The organism is Streptomyces sp. NPDC088915 (genome assembly GCF_044749825.1).
Taxonomy (GTDB): Bacteria; Actinomycetota; Actinomycetes; order Streptomycetales; family Streptomycetaceae; genus Streptomyces.
Genome location: NZ_JBIVIR010000020.1, coordinates 1 through 15,571 on the forward strand (window position 1 = coordinate 1; position 15,571 = coordinate 15,571).

15 protein-coding genes are annotated in these 15,571 nt (G+C 73.8%); 5 read left to right on the forward strand and 10 right to left on the reverse strand.

Annotated features, from left to right (window positions below; genetic code table 11):
* Nucleotides 1–422, reverse strand: a 422-nt coding sequence (locus ACIP5O_RS30655; protein ID WP_401299105.1) for an S-adenosylmethionine synthetase N-terminal domain-containing protein, incomplete at its 3' end; no start/stop codon positions are given.
* A gap of 209 nt (nt 423–631) precedes the next feature.
* Between ACIP5O_RS30655 and ACIP5O_RS30660 the strand changes: the two genes are divergently transcribed.
* The 5 genes from ACIP5O_RS30660 (at nt 632) to ACIP5O_RS30680 (ending at nt 6,089) form a co-directional block, all read left to right on the forward strand.
* On the forward strand, nt 632–2,281 hold the full coding sequence (locus tag ACIP5O_RS30660; RefSeq protein ID WP_401299107.1) for an MDR family MFS transporter: 1,650 nt from the start codon (nt 632–634) through the stop codon (nt 2,279–2,281).
* A gap of 131 nt (nt 2,282–2,412) precedes the next feature.
* A complete protein-coding gene (locus tag ACIP5O_RS30665) occupies nt 2,413–3,537 on the forward strand; it encodes an acyl-CoA dehydrogenase family protein (RefSeq protein WP_401299110.1) in 1,125 nt (374 codons plus the stop codon).
* Between the two features lie 66 nt (nt 3,538–3,603).
* Nucleotides 3,604–4,038, forward strand: coding sequence for a nuclear transport factor 2 family protein (locus ACIP5O_RS30670; RefSeq protein ID WP_401299112.1), 435 nt, complete (start codon nt 3,604–3,606; stop codon nt 4,036–4,038).
* A gap of 18 nt (nt 4,039–4,056) precedes the next feature.
* Nucleotides 4,057–5,127 carry an LLM class flavin-dependent oxidoreductase gene (locus tag ACIP5O_RS30675; protein WP_401299115.1) on the forward strand — a complete coding sequence of 357 codons (1,071 nt, stop codon included), beginning with the start codon at nt 4,057–4,059 and terminating at the stop codon, nt 5,125–5,127.
* On the forward strand, nt 5,124–6,089 hold the full coding sequence (locus ACIP5O_RS30680; protein WP_401299118.1) for a 3-hydroxyacyl-CoA dehydrogenase NAD-binding domain-containing protein: 966 nt from the start codon (nt 5,124–5,126) through the stop codon (nt 6,087–6,089). Before ACIP5O_RS30675 ends, ACIP5O_RS30680 begins: the two co-directional genes overlap by 4 nt.
* A 91-nt stretch (nt 6,090–6,180) precedes the next feature.
* Here ACIP5O_RS30680 and ACIP5O_RS30685 read toward each other — a convergent pair whose 3' ends face one another.
* The 9 genes from ACIP5O_RS30685 to ACIP5O_RS30725 form a co-directional block, all read right to left on the reverse strand.
* Nucleotides 6,181–7,053: a BTAD domain-containing putative transcriptional regulator gene (locus tag ACIP5O_RS30685; protein ID WP_401299120.1), complete on the reverse strand. Its 873-nt coding sequence runs from the start codon at nt 7,051–7,053 to the stop codon at nt 6,181–6,183.
* A gap of 122 nt (nt 7,054–7,175) precedes the next feature.
* On the reverse strand, nt 7,176–8,525 hold the full coding sequence (locus ACIP5O_RS30690) for an MFS transporter (protein ID WP_401299123.1): 1,350 nt from the start codon (nt 8,523–8,525) through the stop codon (nt 7,176–7,178).
* Between the two features lie 49 nt (nt 8,526–8,574).
* Nucleotides 8,575–9,501, reverse strand: a complete 927-nt coding sequence (locus ACIP5O_RS30695) for an alpha/beta hydrolase (RefSeq protein ID WP_401299125.1) — start codon at nt 9,499–9,501, stop codon at nt 8,575–8,577.
* A gap of 88 nt (nt 9,502–9,589) precedes the next feature.
* Nucleotides 9,590–10,564: a Gfo/Idh/MocA family protein gene (locus tag ACIP5O_RS30700; RefSeq protein WP_401299128.1), complete on the reverse strand. Its 975-nt coding sequence runs from the start codon at nt 10,562–10,564 to the stop codon at nt 9,590–9,592.
* Complete coding sequence (locus tag ACIP5O_RS30705; protein ID WP_401299131.1) at nt 10,564–11,889, reverse strand: NDP-hexose 2,3-dehydratase family protein; 1,326 nt, start codon at nt 11,887–11,889, stop codon at nt 10,564–10,566. The genes ACIP5O_RS30700 and ACIP5O_RS30705 overlap by 1 nt, the downstream gene beginning before the upstream one ends.
* Entirely contained in the window at nt 11,886–13,172 is a 1,287-nt protein-coding gene (gene rfbH / locus ACIP5O_RS30710; protein ID WP_401299399.1) for a lipopolysaccharide biosynthesis protein RfbH, read from the reverse strand. Before rfbH ends, ACIP5O_RS30705 begins: the two co-directional genes overlap by 4 nt.
* A gap of 50 nt (nt 13,173–13,222) precedes the next feature.
* On the reverse strand, nt 13,223–14,278 hold the full coding sequence (gene rfbB / locus ACIP5O_RS30715) for a dTDP-glucose 4,6-dehydratase (protein WP_401299134.1): 1,056 nt from the start codon (nt 14,276–14,278) through the stop codon (nt 13,223–13,225).
* A gap of 120 nt (nt 14,279–14,398) precedes the next feature.
* Nucleotides 14,399–15,073, reverse strand: coding sequence for a 4'-phosphopantetheinyl transferase family protein (locus tag ACIP5O_RS30720; RefSeq protein WP_401299136.1), 675 nt, complete (start codon nt 15,071–15,073; stop codon nt 14,399–14,401).
* Nucleotides 15,074–15,297: 224 nt separating this feature from the next.
* A complete protein-coding gene (locus ACIP5O_RS30725) occupies nt 15,298–15,567 on the reverse strand; it encodes an acyl carrier protein (RefSeq protein WP_401299139.1) in 270 nt (89 codons plus the stop codon).
* Nucleotides 15,568–15,571 lie beyond the last annotated feature (4 nt).

Sequence of the window (15,571 nt, forward strand, 5' to 3'; positions counted from 1 at the left end):
GTCTCGTCCGACGCGTAGCCGAACATCAGGCCCTGGTCGCCGGCGCCCTGCTTGTCCAGCTCGTCCTCGTCGCCCTCGACACGCTTCTCGTACGCGGTGTCGACACCCTGGGCGATGTCCGGGGACTGCGACCCGATGGACACCGACACGCCGCAGGAGGCGCCGTCGAAGCCCTTCTTCGAGGAGTCGTAACCGATCTCCAGGATCTTGCTCCGGACGAGGGTGGGGATGTCCGCCCACGCCTTGGTGGTCACCTCACCGGCGACGTGCACCAGGCCGGTGGTGATCAGCGTCTCGACGGCGACGCGCGAGGTGGGGTCCTCGCGCAGCAGCGCGTCGAGGATGGTGTCGCTGATCTGGTCAGCGATCTTGTCGGGATGCCCCTCGGTGACGGACTCCGAGGTGAACAGACGACGAGGCACCGGGGATTCCTCCTGCGGGGAGACGACGGGGGTCCCGACCGTCCCCGACGGCGCTGGAGCCGCGCTCGAAGCACGGTGAGCCCCGCTCTTCGGCGGTTGACCTCAACTCCGGTCGAGGTCCTACCTTCGTCGGTGCGTTTCGGTCGCCCCGACGAACGCCGAGGGACACCGACAGACACCGACAGACACCGACAGACACCGAGGAGACCATGGCCGGCACCCCGTTATCCGCCGCGGACGCGGAGGCCGTCGCGCCCCGGCGCGGCACCCCCGAGCACCGGGCCCTCATGACCGTCATCGCCGGGCTGATGCTCGGACTCATGCTCTACGGCCTGGAGTTCGTCATCGTCTCGGCGTCGATGCGGACCATCGCCGACGAACTCCACGGACAGACCCTCCAGGCCTGGGTGACCACGTCCTACATGGTCACCACGACCATCGCGACCCCGCTGTTCGGCAAGCTCTCCGACCTCTACGGCCGCAAACGGCTCTACGTGACCGCCATCGTCGTGTTCCTGGCGGGCTCACTGCTGTGCGGCACCGCGGGCTCCGTGTACGAACTGGCCGCCTACCGCGCGGTGCAGGGCGTCGGCGGCGGTGGGATCGCCGCTCTGGCCTTCGCCATCATGGGAGACGTCCTCACGCCCGAACTGCGCGCCCGCTACCAGGTCTACTTCTCCGCTGTGTCCGTCGTGGCGGGCGTGGCCGGGCCGCCGGTCGGCGGGCTGTTCGCCTCGGCCGACACCCTGCTCGGCATCGACGGGTGGCGCTGGTCCTTCCTGATCAACCTGCCCATCGGGCTCGTGGCCCTCGCGATCGTGGTGCTGCGCTACCGGATGCCGGCCGAGCGGCGGGAGCAGCGCGTCGACTACGCGGGGGCCGGCTGGCTCGTGGTCTGTCTCGCCCCCCTGCTCGTGGTGGCCGAGCAGGGCAGGGTGTGGGGATGGGCCTCGCCGCTCTCCCTGGCCCTGTGCGCCGTGGGGGCGGTCGGGCTCGTGGCCTTCCTGGTGACCGAGCGGCGCATGGGGGCCTCGGCCGTCATCCCGCTGCGCCTCTTCCGCAGCCGCGTCTTCTCCCTCGTCAACGCGGTCAGCGTCCTCGTCGGCGTCGGCCTGTTCGGGTCGCTGATCTTCCTGCCCCTGTACCTGCAGCTCGTGAAGGGGCAGTCGCCCGAGCACGCGGGGCTGCTGCTGATCCCGCAGATGGCCGGGGTGCTGACCACCAGCCGTTCCTTCAGCGGGGTCATCAACCGCTCCGGCCGCTACCGCGCCTTCCTCGCCGGCGGCACGGGCCTGGTGACGGCGACGCTCCTGGGCTTCGCCTCGCTCGGCCCGGGCTCCCCTCTGTGGGCGGCGGGCGCGCTCGTCTACCTGCTCGGCGCGGGCATGGGCGTCTGCCTCCCGGTCACCCTGATCGCCCTTCAGAACAACTCGCCCAAGGAGGACATGGGCGTGTCGAGCGCCGCGTTCACCTTCTTCCGCGGCATCGGCGGAACGGCCGGGACCGCGGCCTTCCTGTCCCTCATGTTCGCCCTGGCCGAGGACCGGGTCGCGGGCGCGGTCGCCCGGGCCGGCCTGGACCCCGGCTTCCGCGCGGCCTCCGCCGACCCCGCCGTCGCCGCACTGCCCGCCAACCGGCGGGTGCTCGACGCGGTGGCCGGGAGGGGCGGCGTCGACCTGGACGACACGTCCTTCCTCCTCCACGCCGACCCGAGGATCGCGGCCCCCGTCGTCGACGGCCTCGCCTCCTCGATCAGCACCGTGTTCCTCGTCGGGGCCGCCGTGATGGCCCTCGGCGTGGTGCTGTCCCTGCTGCTCCCCGGTCCGGCGTCCGGGCCCCTCCCCCGCGCCCCGCGCTGACCTGCGACTCTCCCCGTCAAGCCGCGCTCAAGGGGTGCTGGATCGCCCGGCGTCAGGGTGGCCCCAGGCCCGGCGCGGGGTTGCCTCCCCGGCGGCTTCGCGCCGCTGCGGCGAACGAGGAGAGTGGTGCGATGCCCAGGGGGACACACGGCCCGGTCCTTCCCGTCGAGGGGCGGGAACTCGCGGTGGTGGCGGCGCGGCACGCCGCACGGGCCGACGCCGACCGCGGGCTGCCCGCCGAGCTGATGGAGTCGATCGTGTCGGCCGGCTTCGCCCGGCACTTCGTCCCCAGCCGCTGGGGCGGTGCGGCCGGTTCGCTCGACGCGCTGGTCCGGTCCGTCGCCGCGCTCGGCGAAGGCTGCACCTCGGCGGCCTGGAACGCCTCCGTGATCGCCGCCGCCGGGCGGATGGGGGCCTTCCTGCCCCGGGAGGGCCAGCAGGAGCTGTGGGCCAAGGGCGCCGACACGGTCGTCGTGGGCGCGCTGATGCCCCGGGGCCGGGCCGTCCCGGTCGACGGCGGTTGGAGGCTGGGCGGCGAGTGGGGCTACGCCAGCGCCGTCGGCTCCTCCGACTGGGCGCTGGTCTGCGCCATGGTGCAGGGTGAGGAGCGGCCCACCCCGTGGTTCTTCGCCGTGCCCCGTGCCGACTACTCGGTCGCCGACACCTGGAACTCCACCGGCATGCGGGCGACCGGCAGCAACACCCTCGTGGCGGACGGGGTCTTCGTACCCCGGCACCGCGGCTTCCCCCGCCAGGACATGATCACGGGTCGCAGCGTGGGCTCCGACGCGCCCTGCCACACGGCGCCCCTGCGGCTGGTGAGCGGTCTGTTCTTCGGCGCCCCCGCCCTGGGCGCGGCCCGTGCGGCGCTGCGGGCCTACGCGGAGCACACGGCCCCGGTCCCGGCGGACAACCCGGCACCACGGCTCGCCCTGGCCCGGGCGACGAGTGCCGTGGACGCGGCGGAGCTGCTCCTGCTGCGCGCGGCCCGGGTCGCCGACCGCACCGAGACCGCCGCGCTGGCACCCGTGCGCAACCCCGCCGACTGCGCGTTCGCCGTCGAACGGCTCGTGGACGCCGTCGAGTCGCTGGTGCGCGCGGCGGGCAGCTCCGCGCTCACGGGGGGCGGTCCGCTGGAACGGGTCTGGCGCGACGTCCACAGCCTGGCGAGCCACGTGGCCCTCCGCTTCGAGCCCGTGGGCACGCCGTACGGCGCACGTCTTCTGGAGGCGTCCGGCGGCCCGGACGCCCGCTGACCCGCCCCGTACCCCGTCCCCGTACCCCAGCCGGTCCGCCGGCGCCCCTCCAGGAAGGCAACTCGCATGACCGATCACGTGCCGGCCGAACTCTACGCCCGCATCCAGCAGTTCTACGCCCGCCAGATGGGCCTCCTCGACGACGGCAGGCCCGACGAGTGGGCCGACACGTTCACCGAGGACGCCGTGTTCCAGGAGGCGAGCCGGCTGAACGAGCCCCTGCGCGGCCGCGAGGCCATCCGGGAGTCCTCGCGGGCGCGCAAGAAGCGGCTCGACGCCGACAAGATCGACTTCCGGCACTGGCTCGGCATGCTGTCGGTGACGCCGGAGGACGACGGTTCGCTGCGGGCCCGGTCGTACGCGCTCGCCATGCGGGTCCCGCGCGGCGGCGAGCTCGACGTCTTCGCCAGCGTCGTCTGCCACGACCACCTGGTGCAGGTGGACGGCGACTGGCAGGTGCGCCGCCGCGACCTCCACCACGACGGCTCCGGCCGCCACTGACCCGACCCCAGGAGCGTCATGAAGTTCGGAATCGTCTTCTTCCCCACCGTGGGTCCGGCGGACAAACCCGCGGACCAGTACTTCGACGAGGCGCTGCGCCTCGTCGACCTCGCCGAGGAACTCGGCTTCGACCACGTGAAGATCGTCGAGCACTACTTCTTCTCGTACGGGGGTTACAGCCCCGACCCGGTGACGTTCCTCGCCGCGGCAGCGGGCCGGACCCGCCGGATCCGGCTGGGCACGAGCGCCACCATCCCCGCCTTCCAGCACCCCGTGAAGCTGGCGGGCAAGCTGGCCATGCTGGACAACATCTCGGGCGGACGCGTCGACGCCGCCTTCGGACGGGCCTTCCTGCCCGACGAGTTCAAGGCCTTCGGCATTCCCATCGACGAGTCCAAGGACCGGTTCGCGGAGGGCGTCGCCGCCATCAAGCGGCTGTGGACCGAGGAAGAGCTCGAGTTCGAGGGCTCCTTCCACCGCTTCGGCCCGGTCACCCTGCTGCCCCGGCCGGTGCAGCACCCGCACCCTCCGGTGTTCGTCACCACGGCGCGCAGCGCCGAGTCCTGCGCCGAGGCGGGCCGGGCGGGGCACCACCTGCAGACCGTGCCCAACGTCATGTCGACCGAGGAGTTGCAGAACCGGCTCGCGGTGTACCGGTCGGAGTGGGCGGCCTCGGGCCGCGAGCCGGGCACCGAGCGGATCCACTTCAGCTACCCCTGCGTGGTCGCCGAGGACGACGAGGAGGCCCGCCGCAAGGGCCGTCTCGACGACGACCGGAACTCGGCCGCCATCCGGGAGGCCGTCGCGGCCTGGGGCACCACGCGCTCCGAGGCCTATCCGGGCTACGAGAAGCTGGTGGAGGCCACCAGGTCCTCGCACTTCGAGTCCAAGATGGAGCAGGGCAAGCTGCTCATCGGCACCCCGGAGCAGGTGCGCGGGCAACTGGACCGGATCGCGGGCTGGTTCGGGGACGACATCACCATCAGCCTGGGGGTCCACTCCGGGCACCTGTCGTTCGAGGACGCCGCGACCACGATGCGCCTGATGGCGCAGGAGGTCCTGCCCAAGCTGACCGGAGCGGGCGCGTGAGCGGGGGCGCGGCGGCGGAGCCGCGTACGGTCACGGTCGTCGGCGCCGGCACGATCGGCCTGGGCTGGATCACCCTGTTCCTCGGTCACGGACTGCGCGTACGGGTCAACAGCCGGCGGGCCGAGGCGCCGCGGATCGTCGAGGAGGCCCTGGAACTGTTCGCGCCGTTCCTGGAGGACGGCACGGCGGACCCGGCGGGATTCGCGGAACGCCTCGAGTTCGAACCCGACCTGGCGAAGGCGGTCGCCGACGCGGACGTCGTCGTGGAGAACGCGCCGGAGAACCTGGAGCTGAAGCAGGAGCTGTTCGGGCGGATCGGCGCGGCGGCGCGCCCGGACGCGCTGCTGCTGTCCTCGACGTCCACGCTCGACCCGGACGCCATGGGCGCCCGGATGGAGGACTCCTCGCGCCTCGTCGTCGGCCACCCGTTCAACCCGCCGCACGTGGTGCCGCTGGTGGAGGTGGTGGCGGGGCGGAAGACCTCGCCGGAGGCGGTGGCCGAGGCGGTGGACTTCCTCCGGTCGGTGGGCCGGACCCCGGTGGTGCTGCGCCGGCCGATCCTGGCGTTCGCCGCCAACCGGCTGCAGTCCGCGCTGCTGCGGGAGTCGGTGCACCTGGTGCGCGAGGGAGTGGTGTCGCTGCCGGAGCTGGACCAGGTGGTCACCCACTCCATCGGGCTGCGCTGGGCGACGGTCGGACCGTTCCTCGCCTTCCACCTGGGCGGTGGGCAGGGCGGGCTGCGCAAATGGCTGGGCACGCTCGGCGCGGGCCTGGAGAAGGGCTGGGAGCAACTCGGCCGGCCGCCGATGGACGAGGAGACGATCCGGTCCCTGATCGAGCAGGCCGAGGAGGCGTACGGCGACCGGTCGTACGAGGAGCTGGTGCGCGAGCGGGACGCCCGGCAGACGGCGATCCTGCGGACGCTCGCCCGGCTCGACGCGTCCCCGGCCGGGGACGGCTGACCCGGGCGCACGACGCCGACGGGCCGGGCACCGCGTCGTACGGTGCCCGGCCCGTCGGCGCGCGGTGCGCGAGCCGCGCCGGGGGGTGCCCTCAGCGGCCGGCGTCCTGCCGGGCGAGGACGGGGCGCGGCTCGCGGACCACGGCGGACCGGGCGCGCGGCGCGCCGCCGAAGCGTCCGGTCCCGTCGGCGCCGTCGGGCCCGTCGAAGCCGTCGGCGCTCAGGATGCGGTGCTGCAGCCGCTGCATCTGCGGGGAGGGTTCGAGGCCCAGCTCGTCGGCGAGCAGACGGCGGACGTTCTGGTAGGCGTGCAGGGCCTCGGCCCGTCGGCCGGCCGTGCCCAGCGCGGCGATGAGCCGGCAGTGGAACCACTCGTTGAGCGGGTAGTCGTTGACCAGGCGGCGCAGTTCGGGGATGGACTCCCCGTGCCGGCCAAGCCGGTCCTCGGCCTCGATGCGGATCTCGAAGGCGCGGATGCGTAGTTCCTCCAGGTGGACGATGTGGCCGGTCAGCACGTCCCCGGCCGGGAAATTGGAGAGGGCGGGGCCGCGCCACAGGGCGAGGGCCTCCTGGACGCTCACGAGGGCGCCCGCGGGATCCCCGCCGACGAGCCGGTCCCGCCCTTCCGCCACGAGCCGTTCGAAGATCCGGATGTCGATCTCGCCGTCGTCGACGTGGATGGCGTAGCCGGGCGGGCTGGTGACGATGAGGGCCCGGTCGGACGGCACGAGGCGCTCGTTCACGAACATGCGGCGAGCGTGGTAGACGTACGTCTGCAGGGTGGTGACCGCGCTGCGCGGTGGGCGCTCCCCCCACAGCTCCTTGATCAGGGACTCGGCGGTGACGATCTCGTTCGGCCGGGTGAGCAGCAGGGCCAGGGTCTGGCAGACCTTCGGCGTCCCCGGCTGGTACACCCTGCCGTCATCGGTGACAACCTCGAAGGGACCGATGAGATTGAAGCGCAACGAACTCAACTCCTCGTGACCGGGTGGTGTTCCGGGTTGCGGCGTTCGGGCGACCCTTCGAGTGTCCAAGGCTCGTGACGGGGCACACAAGCGCGCTTGTGTCAGACGGAGGTCAATTCGTGTCAGGAACGCGTGACACCGCGCCGGGTGTCCCGGCCGGGTGTCGGCGGCGCCTCCGGCTCCCCGCCCGGGGGGTCCGCCGGCCGTCGGCGCAACCGGCCGTACGCGGCGGGGGCGGCGGCGGCCAAGGCGGCGAGGACGCAGCCGGTGCCGCCGAGGACCAGGGCGGACCGCACCCCGTACAGCTCGGCGACGGTGCCGGTGAGCAGTGCGGTCAGAGGGGTGGTGCCCTGGGAGACGAGGGTGTAGAGGGCCGTCACACGTCCCCGGAACGCGGGGTCGGTGCCGAGCTGGATGTGGTGGTTGGCGGCCTGGGCGAAGGCGGTGGAGGCGAGGCCGGTGCAGAACAGCAGGGGCACGACCGGTCCGCCCAGGGCGCCGAGCCCGGTCAGCACGACCGCGGTCCCGAGGACGAGGGCGGAGCCGAGGACGAGGGCGAAGGGGGGTCTGCCGCGCCGCGCGGTGGTGGCGAGGGCGGCGGTCAGCGAACCGGCCGCGAGGGCCGTGGTGAGCAGTCCGAAGCCCTCGGCGTCGGTGCGCAGGACCGTCTTGGCGAGCAGCGGCAGGGCGGCCTGGAAACTGAAGCCGGTCACCCCGACGGCGGCGACGAGGGCCATCGGCAGCAGCAGGTCGCGGCGGGCTCGGACGTGCCGGATGCCGTCGCCGACGGAGGCGCGGCCGGGCCGCCGGGCGGAACGGTGCAGTTCGCCCGGGCGGACGAGCCGCAGCCCGGCGACGGTGGCCAGGTAGCTCACGGCGTTGAGGAGCATGACCGGACCGGTGTCCCAACGGCTGATCAGCAGGCCCGCGAGGGCAGGACCCACGACCCGCGCCACGTTGAAGTAGGCGCCGCTGAGCGCCGAGGCGTTCGGCAGCAGCCGGGCGCCGACGAGTTCGCTCACGAACGACATGCGGGTGGGCGTCTCCACCGCGTTGACGGTGCCGAGGGCCAGGGCGAGGACGTACACGTGCCAGAGCCTGACCGCATCGGTCAGGACGAGGGCGGCGAGGACGAGGGACAGCGCGGCGGCGGCGAGGTTGGCCGCGACGAGCAGCCGCCGCTTGTCGTGCCGGTCGGCCAGCCCGCCCGCGTACAGGGTGAGGAGCAGCAACGGGGCGAACTGGCAGGCGGTCACCGTCCCGAGTGCCGTGCCCGAGTCGCCGGTGAGCCCGAGCACCAGCCAGTCCTGGGCGACGACCATCATCCAGGTGCCGACGACGGAACCGAGCTGGCCCAGGACGAACACCCGGAAGTTCCGCACGGCCAGCGACCGGAACATCGTGCCGAGGAGTCCGCCCCGCTCGTCGTCCTCCGTACCGCCGTCCGGGCCGCCGCCCTTTCTCGCGGCCACCGCCGCCACCTCCTCGTCGTCGTCGTCGCCGGTCCGGTGCGGTCGGGCGTCAGCCGGTGACCGGTGCCGGGGCGGACGGGTCCCGGCGCGGCCCGGACGGCGCGGCGTCGCGCGCGAGCAGGCACTCCTCCAGGAAGGCTAGGGCCCGCAGGTGGTACGTGCGCGCGGCCCAGCCGAGCGAGACGTTGTGTCCGGCGTCCGGCTGCCGCGCCACCTCGGCGCGCGGGGCGGCGGTGAGCGGCGCGAGCAGCGCGGCGACGGCCTCCTCGTCGTGCCGCCACCACTGCTCCTGTTCGGCGAAGGTGAAGCGGACCGGGATCCGGACGCGCGCCGCGATCCCCGGGTACATCGCGGGCCACCGCGCCTGCTCCCGGGCCTCCCGCTCGGGGACCGGCCGGACCAGGGCGCCGCTGGTCAGGAGGGCGTCGGGCGGGTAGTTGCGCAGCGCGCCCCAGTGGCGGCGCCAGGCGCCGCGGCCGTGCGGGCCCGGCAGGGCCTCGGGGCCGGTGGCGAACCGGCTGCCGAGGCCGGAGACGTCCGCGCCGATCAGAGGCACGCGCGGGTCGTCGTCACCGGCGAGGCGGAGCGCGAGCCGGCCGCCACTGGAGTGCGCGACGAGGAAGAACCCGGCGCCGCGCCCGGCACCGGGGGCGAACCCGGCGAGCGCGCGGCGGACCAGCGCGGCCTGCTCCTCCAGGCCGAGCCCCTCGGGGTGGCGGCGTGCCGAGGCACCGTAGCCGGGGCGGTCGAGGGCGAGCACCCGGTAGCCGAGCCGGGCGCCGAGCCGGAGGAGGGACAGGCCGGGCCGGACCCTGCTGTCGAAGTACCCGGCGCTCATCCCGCCGCCGTGCAGCGCCACCACCACGGCCCGCGGCGGTGCCGCCGTTCCGGTGGTGAGCAACCCGGACAACGGCGTGCCGCCGGCGTCCAGGATGACGGGCCGGACCTCCGTGCGGTCCGGGTCGGACGGTGTCATGGCCGCTCCTGCGGGGCCGTGGGAGAGGTCTCCCGGAGGCGGTGGGCGCGGGAGGGGTCTCCCGACGGCGGTGGTCCGGCCGGTTCCGTCAGACGGCTTCCGTACGGTCGGCCAGTTCGGCCAGTTCGGCCAGCAGGGCCGCCTGGGGCAACAGGGCCGGGTCGGTCGGGGCTCCGGTGCGCACGGCCCCGGCGAAGGCGCCGACCGCGTTGAGCACCTGGTCCTCGGCGGGCAGGACGATCCGTTCGGCGCCGCCCGGGCGGTCGAGGACGACCCGGGGCGGAAGACCGGCCGGAGGGGTGAAGGCGCGGTCGACGGTGAGGACGCCCCCGGTCCCCCAGATCTCGTAGCGCGAGCGGTAGCCGTGGTCGAGGCCGAAGGTGAGGTGTGCCCCCGCCCCGTCGGGGGCGCGCAGCAGCGCCGTCCCGGCGACGTCGACCCGGTCGCCGGGGCCGCCCCGCACCCGTATCGAGGCCATCGGCTCCAGGGCACCACCGAGGAGCAGCAGGGCGGCCCGCACCGGGTACACGCCGGTGTCCCAGAGCGCTCCGCCGCCCAGGGCGGGGTCGAAGCGGATGTCGCGGTCGGGCGGTCGGGGCACGGTGAAGACGGCGTGCAGGGCGCGGACCCTCCCGATCGCGCCGTCCGCGACGAGCTCGCGGACGGCACGGTGTTGCCCGTGGTGCACGAACATGACGTTCTCGCGCAGCACCAGGCCGCGCCGTTCGGCCAGCGCCAGGAGGTTGGCCGTACGGGCGGTGTCGGTGGTGAGCGGCTTCTCGGCGAGGACGTGCTTGCCGGCGAGGAGCGCCGCCTCGGTCCACGGCGCGTGCAGGGCGGCGGGCAGCGGCACGTACACGGCGTCGACGTCGGCGCGGGCGAGCAGCCGGTCGTAGCCGTGCACGGGTTCGCAGCCGTACTCGGCGGCCGTCCGGACCGTCCGGCCGACGTCCCGGCCGGCCACGGCGACGAGTTCGGTGTCGGGATGCGCCCGCAGGGCGGGCATGATCCGGCGACGTGCGATGTCCGCGCAGCCGAGCACCCCGACGCGCAGTGGTGCCATCAGAGCCGCACCGCCCCGGTGGTGAGGCAGGACAGCAGGGTCCTGGCCTGCACGTCGACGTAGTGGTTGTGCCGCAGCAGGCCGGCGAACTGCTCCGGGGCGACCCAGAGGTAACCGGGCGGCGGGTCCAGCGGGGCCAGCGTCTCGTCGGCCTCGACGAAGAGGTACCTGCTCTCCGCGCCGAGGAAGCGGCCGCCCTCCTCCGAGTGACGGGCCTCGTAGCGGATCGCGGCCGGGTCGGCGCCGAGGACGGCGTCGAGGAAGCGCGGCCGGCGTTCCCGGGGCAGGTGGGCGTGGTTGTCCGGGACGCACTGGACGGTGGGGGCGAGTTCGACGGTGTCGGCGAAGCCCGCCTCGACCTTGGCGTGGGCGAGCAGGTGCGGCACCCCGCCGATCCGGCGGAACAGGAAGGCGACGACCCCGGTCCCCACGGGTTCGAACAGCGGCTGGGACCACTGGGCGACCTCCCGGCTGCCCGCCCGCACGTGGACGCCGACCACACCGAAGTACCGTCCGTCCTCGTGCGTGACCGACCAGGGACCGCGGCTCCAGCCCGGAAGGTCCGCGAGGGGGACCCGGTGGGCGGTCAGCTCGTGCCGGGACCGCTCCTCGGTGAACCGGGACAGCAGCTCGGTGCCCGAGTGGAGCGGTGTCCCGCCCTCCTCGGTCTCCGGGAGGGGCAGGCAGGACAGCACGGTCCTGGCGTCCATGTTGATGACGTTGTCCAGCCGGAGCAGCCGTCCGATCTGTTCGAGGTCCAGCCAGCGGAAGTCCTCGTGCTCGGGCACGTCTCCCCGGACCCGGACGATCATGTTGCGGTTGCTCTTGCGGTGGAACCAGGAGCCGTGCTCGGACTGGAGGACGTCGGCCAGTACGTGCCCGCGGCCCGGCCCCCGGAAGTACTCCAGGTAGCGGACCGGGGCGCCGTGGTGCGCCGTGGTGTAGTTGCTGCGGGTGGCCTGGACCGTCGGGGAGATCTGGAGCAGGTTGGAGTTGCCCGGTTCCATCTTCGCCTGCATCAGGAAGCGCGGTACGCCGTCGAACTCCTTGACCAGGATGCCGAGGATGCCCACCTCGGGCTGGACGATGATCGGCTGGTGCCAGGCCGCCGCGCGTTCGCCGTCCGAGGTGGCGACGCGCAGGCCCTCGACGGTGAAGAACCTGCCGCTGCGGTGGACGAGGTTGCCCGTCGTCCGCTCGAAGGACCAGCCGTCGAGGTGGTCGAGCCGGGCCCGTTCGACCTCGAACGGGTGGGCGCGTGCGCGCTCCTCCAGCCAGCCGAGGAGTTCCTCGGTGTCCGGGACGCCCGCCGGGAGGGCGGTCACGTCCGGCCTCCCACGAACTCCTTGACGGAGGCGACGACGTAGTCGAGCATCTCGTCGGTCAGCGCGGGATAGACGCCGATCCAGAAGGTCTGCTCGGTGACGACGTCGCTGTTGGTCAGGTCGCCGACCACCCGGTGCTCCCGTCCGATGTAGGCCGGGTGGCGCGTGAGGTTGCCGGCGAACAGGCGCCGGGTGCCGATCCTGCGCCCTTCCAGGAAGTCCACGAGCGCGGCCCGGCTGAACGGGGCGTCGGGATCCACCGTGAGGGCGAAGCCGAACCAGCTCGGGTCGCTGCGCGGGGTGGCCCGGGGCAGGACGAGGTGGGGGACGCCGTCGAGGCCGTCCCGCAGCCGCTTCCAGTTCCGTCGCCGGGCCTCGCAGAAGACGTCGAGCTTGTCGAGCTGGGTGAGGCCGAGGGCGGCCTGGATGTCGGTGGCCTTCATGTTGTAGCCGACGTGGCTGAAGATGTACTTGTGGTCGTACCCCTCGGGGAGGGTGCCCATCTGGTACTGGAAGCGCTTCAGGCACTTGTTGGTCTCGCCCGGCTCGCACCAGCAGTCCCGGCCCCAGTCGCGCAGGGACTCCACGATCCGGGCGAGCGCGAGGTTGGAGGTCAGGACGCAGCCGCCCTCGCCCATGGTGAGGTGGTGCGCGGGGTAGAAGCTGACGGTGGTGAGGTCGCCGAACGTGCCGGTGAGGCGTCCGTCGTAGGTGGAACCGACGGCGTCGCAGTTGTCCTCGATCAGGAACAGGTCGTGGTCGGAGGCGAGTTGGGCGATCTCGGCGACCTCGAAGGGGTTGCCGAGCGCGTGGGCGATCATGATGGCGCGGGTCTTCGGCCCGATGGCCCGCGCGACCCGGTCCGCCGTGGTGTTGTAGGTGCCGAGGTCGACGTCCACGAAGACCGGGACGAGGCCGTTCTGGATGATCGGGTTGACGGTGGTGGGGAAACCGGCGGCGACCGTGATCACCTCGTCGCCGCGGCGCAGCGCGCGGTCCTCCAGGAGGTGCGAGGTGAAGGCCGTGAGGGCCAGCAGGTTCGCGGACGAACCGGAGTTGACGAGGTGCGCCTTGCGCAGCCCCAGCTTGCGGGCGAACCGGGACTCGAACCTGCGGGAGCTGGGCCCGGCCGCGATCCGCATCTCCAGGGCCGCCTCGACGAGGGCGGACCGGTCGCGCTCGTCGAGCACGGCGCCGGCGGGCCAGATCTCGGTCGTCCCGGGCACGAACGGTCCGTCCGTCCGGCGTTCCTGGTGGAACTTCACCACCTCGTCGAGGACGATGTCCTTGTGGACGCCCGCGGGGTCGTTCCCTGAGGCTTTCGCTGGGGCTGTCACGGGGTGTTCCCTTCCCGGCCCGGTCGGCCGAAGTCGTCGCTGCGGTGCTTCGCGGTCTTCCACCGGCCGGGGTTGTCGCGGTACCAGGCGACGGTGGCGGCCAGCCCCTCCTCAAAAGGAACGCGGGGGGCGTAGCCGAGCCGCTCGCGGATCTTGGTGTCGTCCAGCGCGTACCGCAGGTCGTGCCCCTTGCGGTCGGGCACGTGCCGGACCATCGACGCGTCCGCGCCGCACAGGGCCAGCAGCCTCCGGGTGATCTCGGCGTTCGTCCGCTCGTCGCCGCCGCCGACGTTGTAGACCTCCCCGGCGCCGCCCCGGTCGAGGACGAGGGCGAGCGCCCGGCAGTGGTCGTCGACGTGCAGCCACTCGCGGACGTTGCTCCCGTCGCCGTAGAGCGGGACGGGCCGGCCCTCCAGGAGGTTGGTGACGAACCGCGGGATGAGCTTCTCCGGGTGCTGGTGGGGCCCGTAGTTGTTGGAGCAGCGGGTGATCGACACGTGCAGGCCGTGGGTGCGCCAGTAGGAACGGGCGATCAGGTCCGAGGACGCCTTGGACGCGGCGTAGGGGGAGTTGGGGAGCAGGGGTCGCTCCTCGGTCCACGCTCCCTCCTCGATCGACCCGTACACCTCGTCCGTGGAGACGTGCACGATCCGCTCCACTCCGGTGGCGAGGCACGCGTCGAGCAGGGTCTGGGTGCCGGCCACGTTGGTGCGGACGAATTCGGTGGCGTCGTGCACCGAGCGGTCGACGTGCGACTCGGCGGCGAAGTGGAGGACCGCGTCGTGGCCGGGCAGCAGGTCCCGCAGCAGCGCCGGGTCGCACACGTCGCCGTGGACGAATTCCAGCCGGGGGTGCGCGGCGGGGAGGTTGTCGCGGTCCCCCGCATAGGTGAGCTTGTCGAGGACGGTGACGCGGGTGTCCTCGTGCCCCGGGTGGTCGCCGGCCAGCAGGGTGCGGACGAAGTGCGAACCGATGAAGCCGGCGCCTCCTGTGACCAGCAGTCTCGCGCCCACGCCTCCGGGCGTGGGCGGTCGCGGGCGGGGTGCGTTCATGGCGTTCCCTCCTGGTGCCGCCCCGCGCGGGGGCTCCCGTCATCCTCGGGCCCGCGGACAGGAAAGCCGGGGCGGATCGCAAACCGGTCGTGGCGCGCACGAGGCGCCGGGGCCGGGGCGTCACCACGCGGGGGGCAGTCGGCGGACGGCGACGACGGCCGGGGCGGGGCCGCGCAGGGCGACGGCGGCCGTGTGCCGGCCGCCACCGGGGGGCGCGAAGGCCGTGACGGTCCAGCCCCGGGGGCGCCGGAGCGGATCGTCGCCGAGGTAGTCGGCGGCGGGCGGGCGGCACAGACCGGTGCCGAGGCCCTTGAGGTAGGCCTCCTTGCGGGTCCAGATGCGGGCGAAGAGCGCCCGGTGCGTGCCCGTCACCCGGGCGGCGGCCAGTTCCCCGCGCTCGTCGGGATGGAGCGCCCGCGTGGCGTACTCCACGGTGGCCTCGCCGGGCAGCCTGGCGATGTCCACGCCGACGGGTACGGACGCGAGGCCGATCAGGGCGTGACCGGCGGCGTGCGACAGGGAGAAGTGCAGCGGCGGCCCGGACCGCGGACCGGCCAGGACCGGGCGGCCGTGCGGGCCGCCGCAGCGGGCGCAGGGTGCGCGGGTCAGCCGGACCTCGCCGGGCGGTGTGCCGGTGCGCCGGCCGAGCAGCCGGCGCAGCGCCACGTGCGCGGCGGTGTAGAGGAGCCGGTCGGCGGGCCGGACGAAGAGGTCGGCCCGGCGCCGTTCGGCGGCGTCGAGCAGACCTCGGGCGACCGCCTCGCCGCCCCGGAGGCCCGTGTCCCGGTCCGGCACACGGAGCAACCACAGCTCGACGTGCCCGGGGGGCCGGCCGGGAGCGGGCTCGGGGCCGGAAGCCGGGCCGGAGCCCAAGTCGATCCCGGAGCCGGAGCCCCGAGTGGGAACGGATCCGCCCCTGGCGGGACGGAGGCACGGGCCGGAAGCCGGAGCGGGGGCGGGGGTGGGCGGGGGCCCCGGTCGTGCCGGGTCGGGGCCCCCGCCGTTCGGTTCCCGCGGTCTCATCCGCCGGTGGTGACCGTCAGGGTCTCGTTGACGGCCTCGACCAGGGCGCGGGGCGTGCGGTTGTCGGTGAAGACCTCGTCCTCGAGGGTGACGCCGAACTCCCGCTCGATGCGGCCGCCTGTCTCCAGGAGGGCCAGCGAGTCGTATCCGAGCGCTTCGAAGTCGGTGTCGAGGATGTCCCCGTCGAGGGCCGTGGCGTCGTTGGCCCCCGCCCCCTCGCGGAGGATGCGGGTGAGGTCGTCGAGCGTGAATACCTGCTCAGACACAGGG

What these genes read in the sequence shown, in the direction of transcription:
- ACIP5O_RS30700 (WP_401299128.1), bottom strand. Translation starts at nt 10,564, where the DNA reads ATGGCACCACTGCGCGTCGGGGTGCTCGGCTGCGCGGACATCGCACGT.
- ACIP5O_RS30695 (WP_401299125.1), bottom strand. Translation starts at nt 9,501, where the DNA reads ATGACACCGTCCGACCCGGACCGCACGGAGGTCCGGCCCGTCATCCTG.
- ACIP5O_RS30660 (WP_401299107.1), top strand. Translation starts at nt 632, where the DNA reads ATGGCCGGCACCCCGTTATCCGCCGCGGACGCGGAGGCCGTCGCGCCC.
- rfbB (WP_401299134.1), bottom strand. Translation starts at nt 14,278, where the DNA reads ATGAACGCACCCCGCCCGCGACCGCCCACGCCCGGAGGCGTGGGCGCG.
- ACIP5O_RS30665 (WP_401299110.1), top strand. Translation starts at nt 2,413, where the DNA reads ATGCCCAGGGGGACACACGGCCCGGTCCTTCCCGTCGAGGGGCGGGAA.
- ACIP5O_RS30675 (WP_401299115.1), top strand. Translation starts at nt 4,057, where the DNA reads ATGAAGTTCGGAATCGTCTTCTTCCCCACCGTGGGTCCGGCGGACAAA.
- ACIP5O_RS30670 (WP_401299112.1), top strand. Translation starts at nt 3,604, where the DNA reads ATGACCGATCACGTGCCGGCCGAACTCTACGCCCGCATCCAGCAGTTC.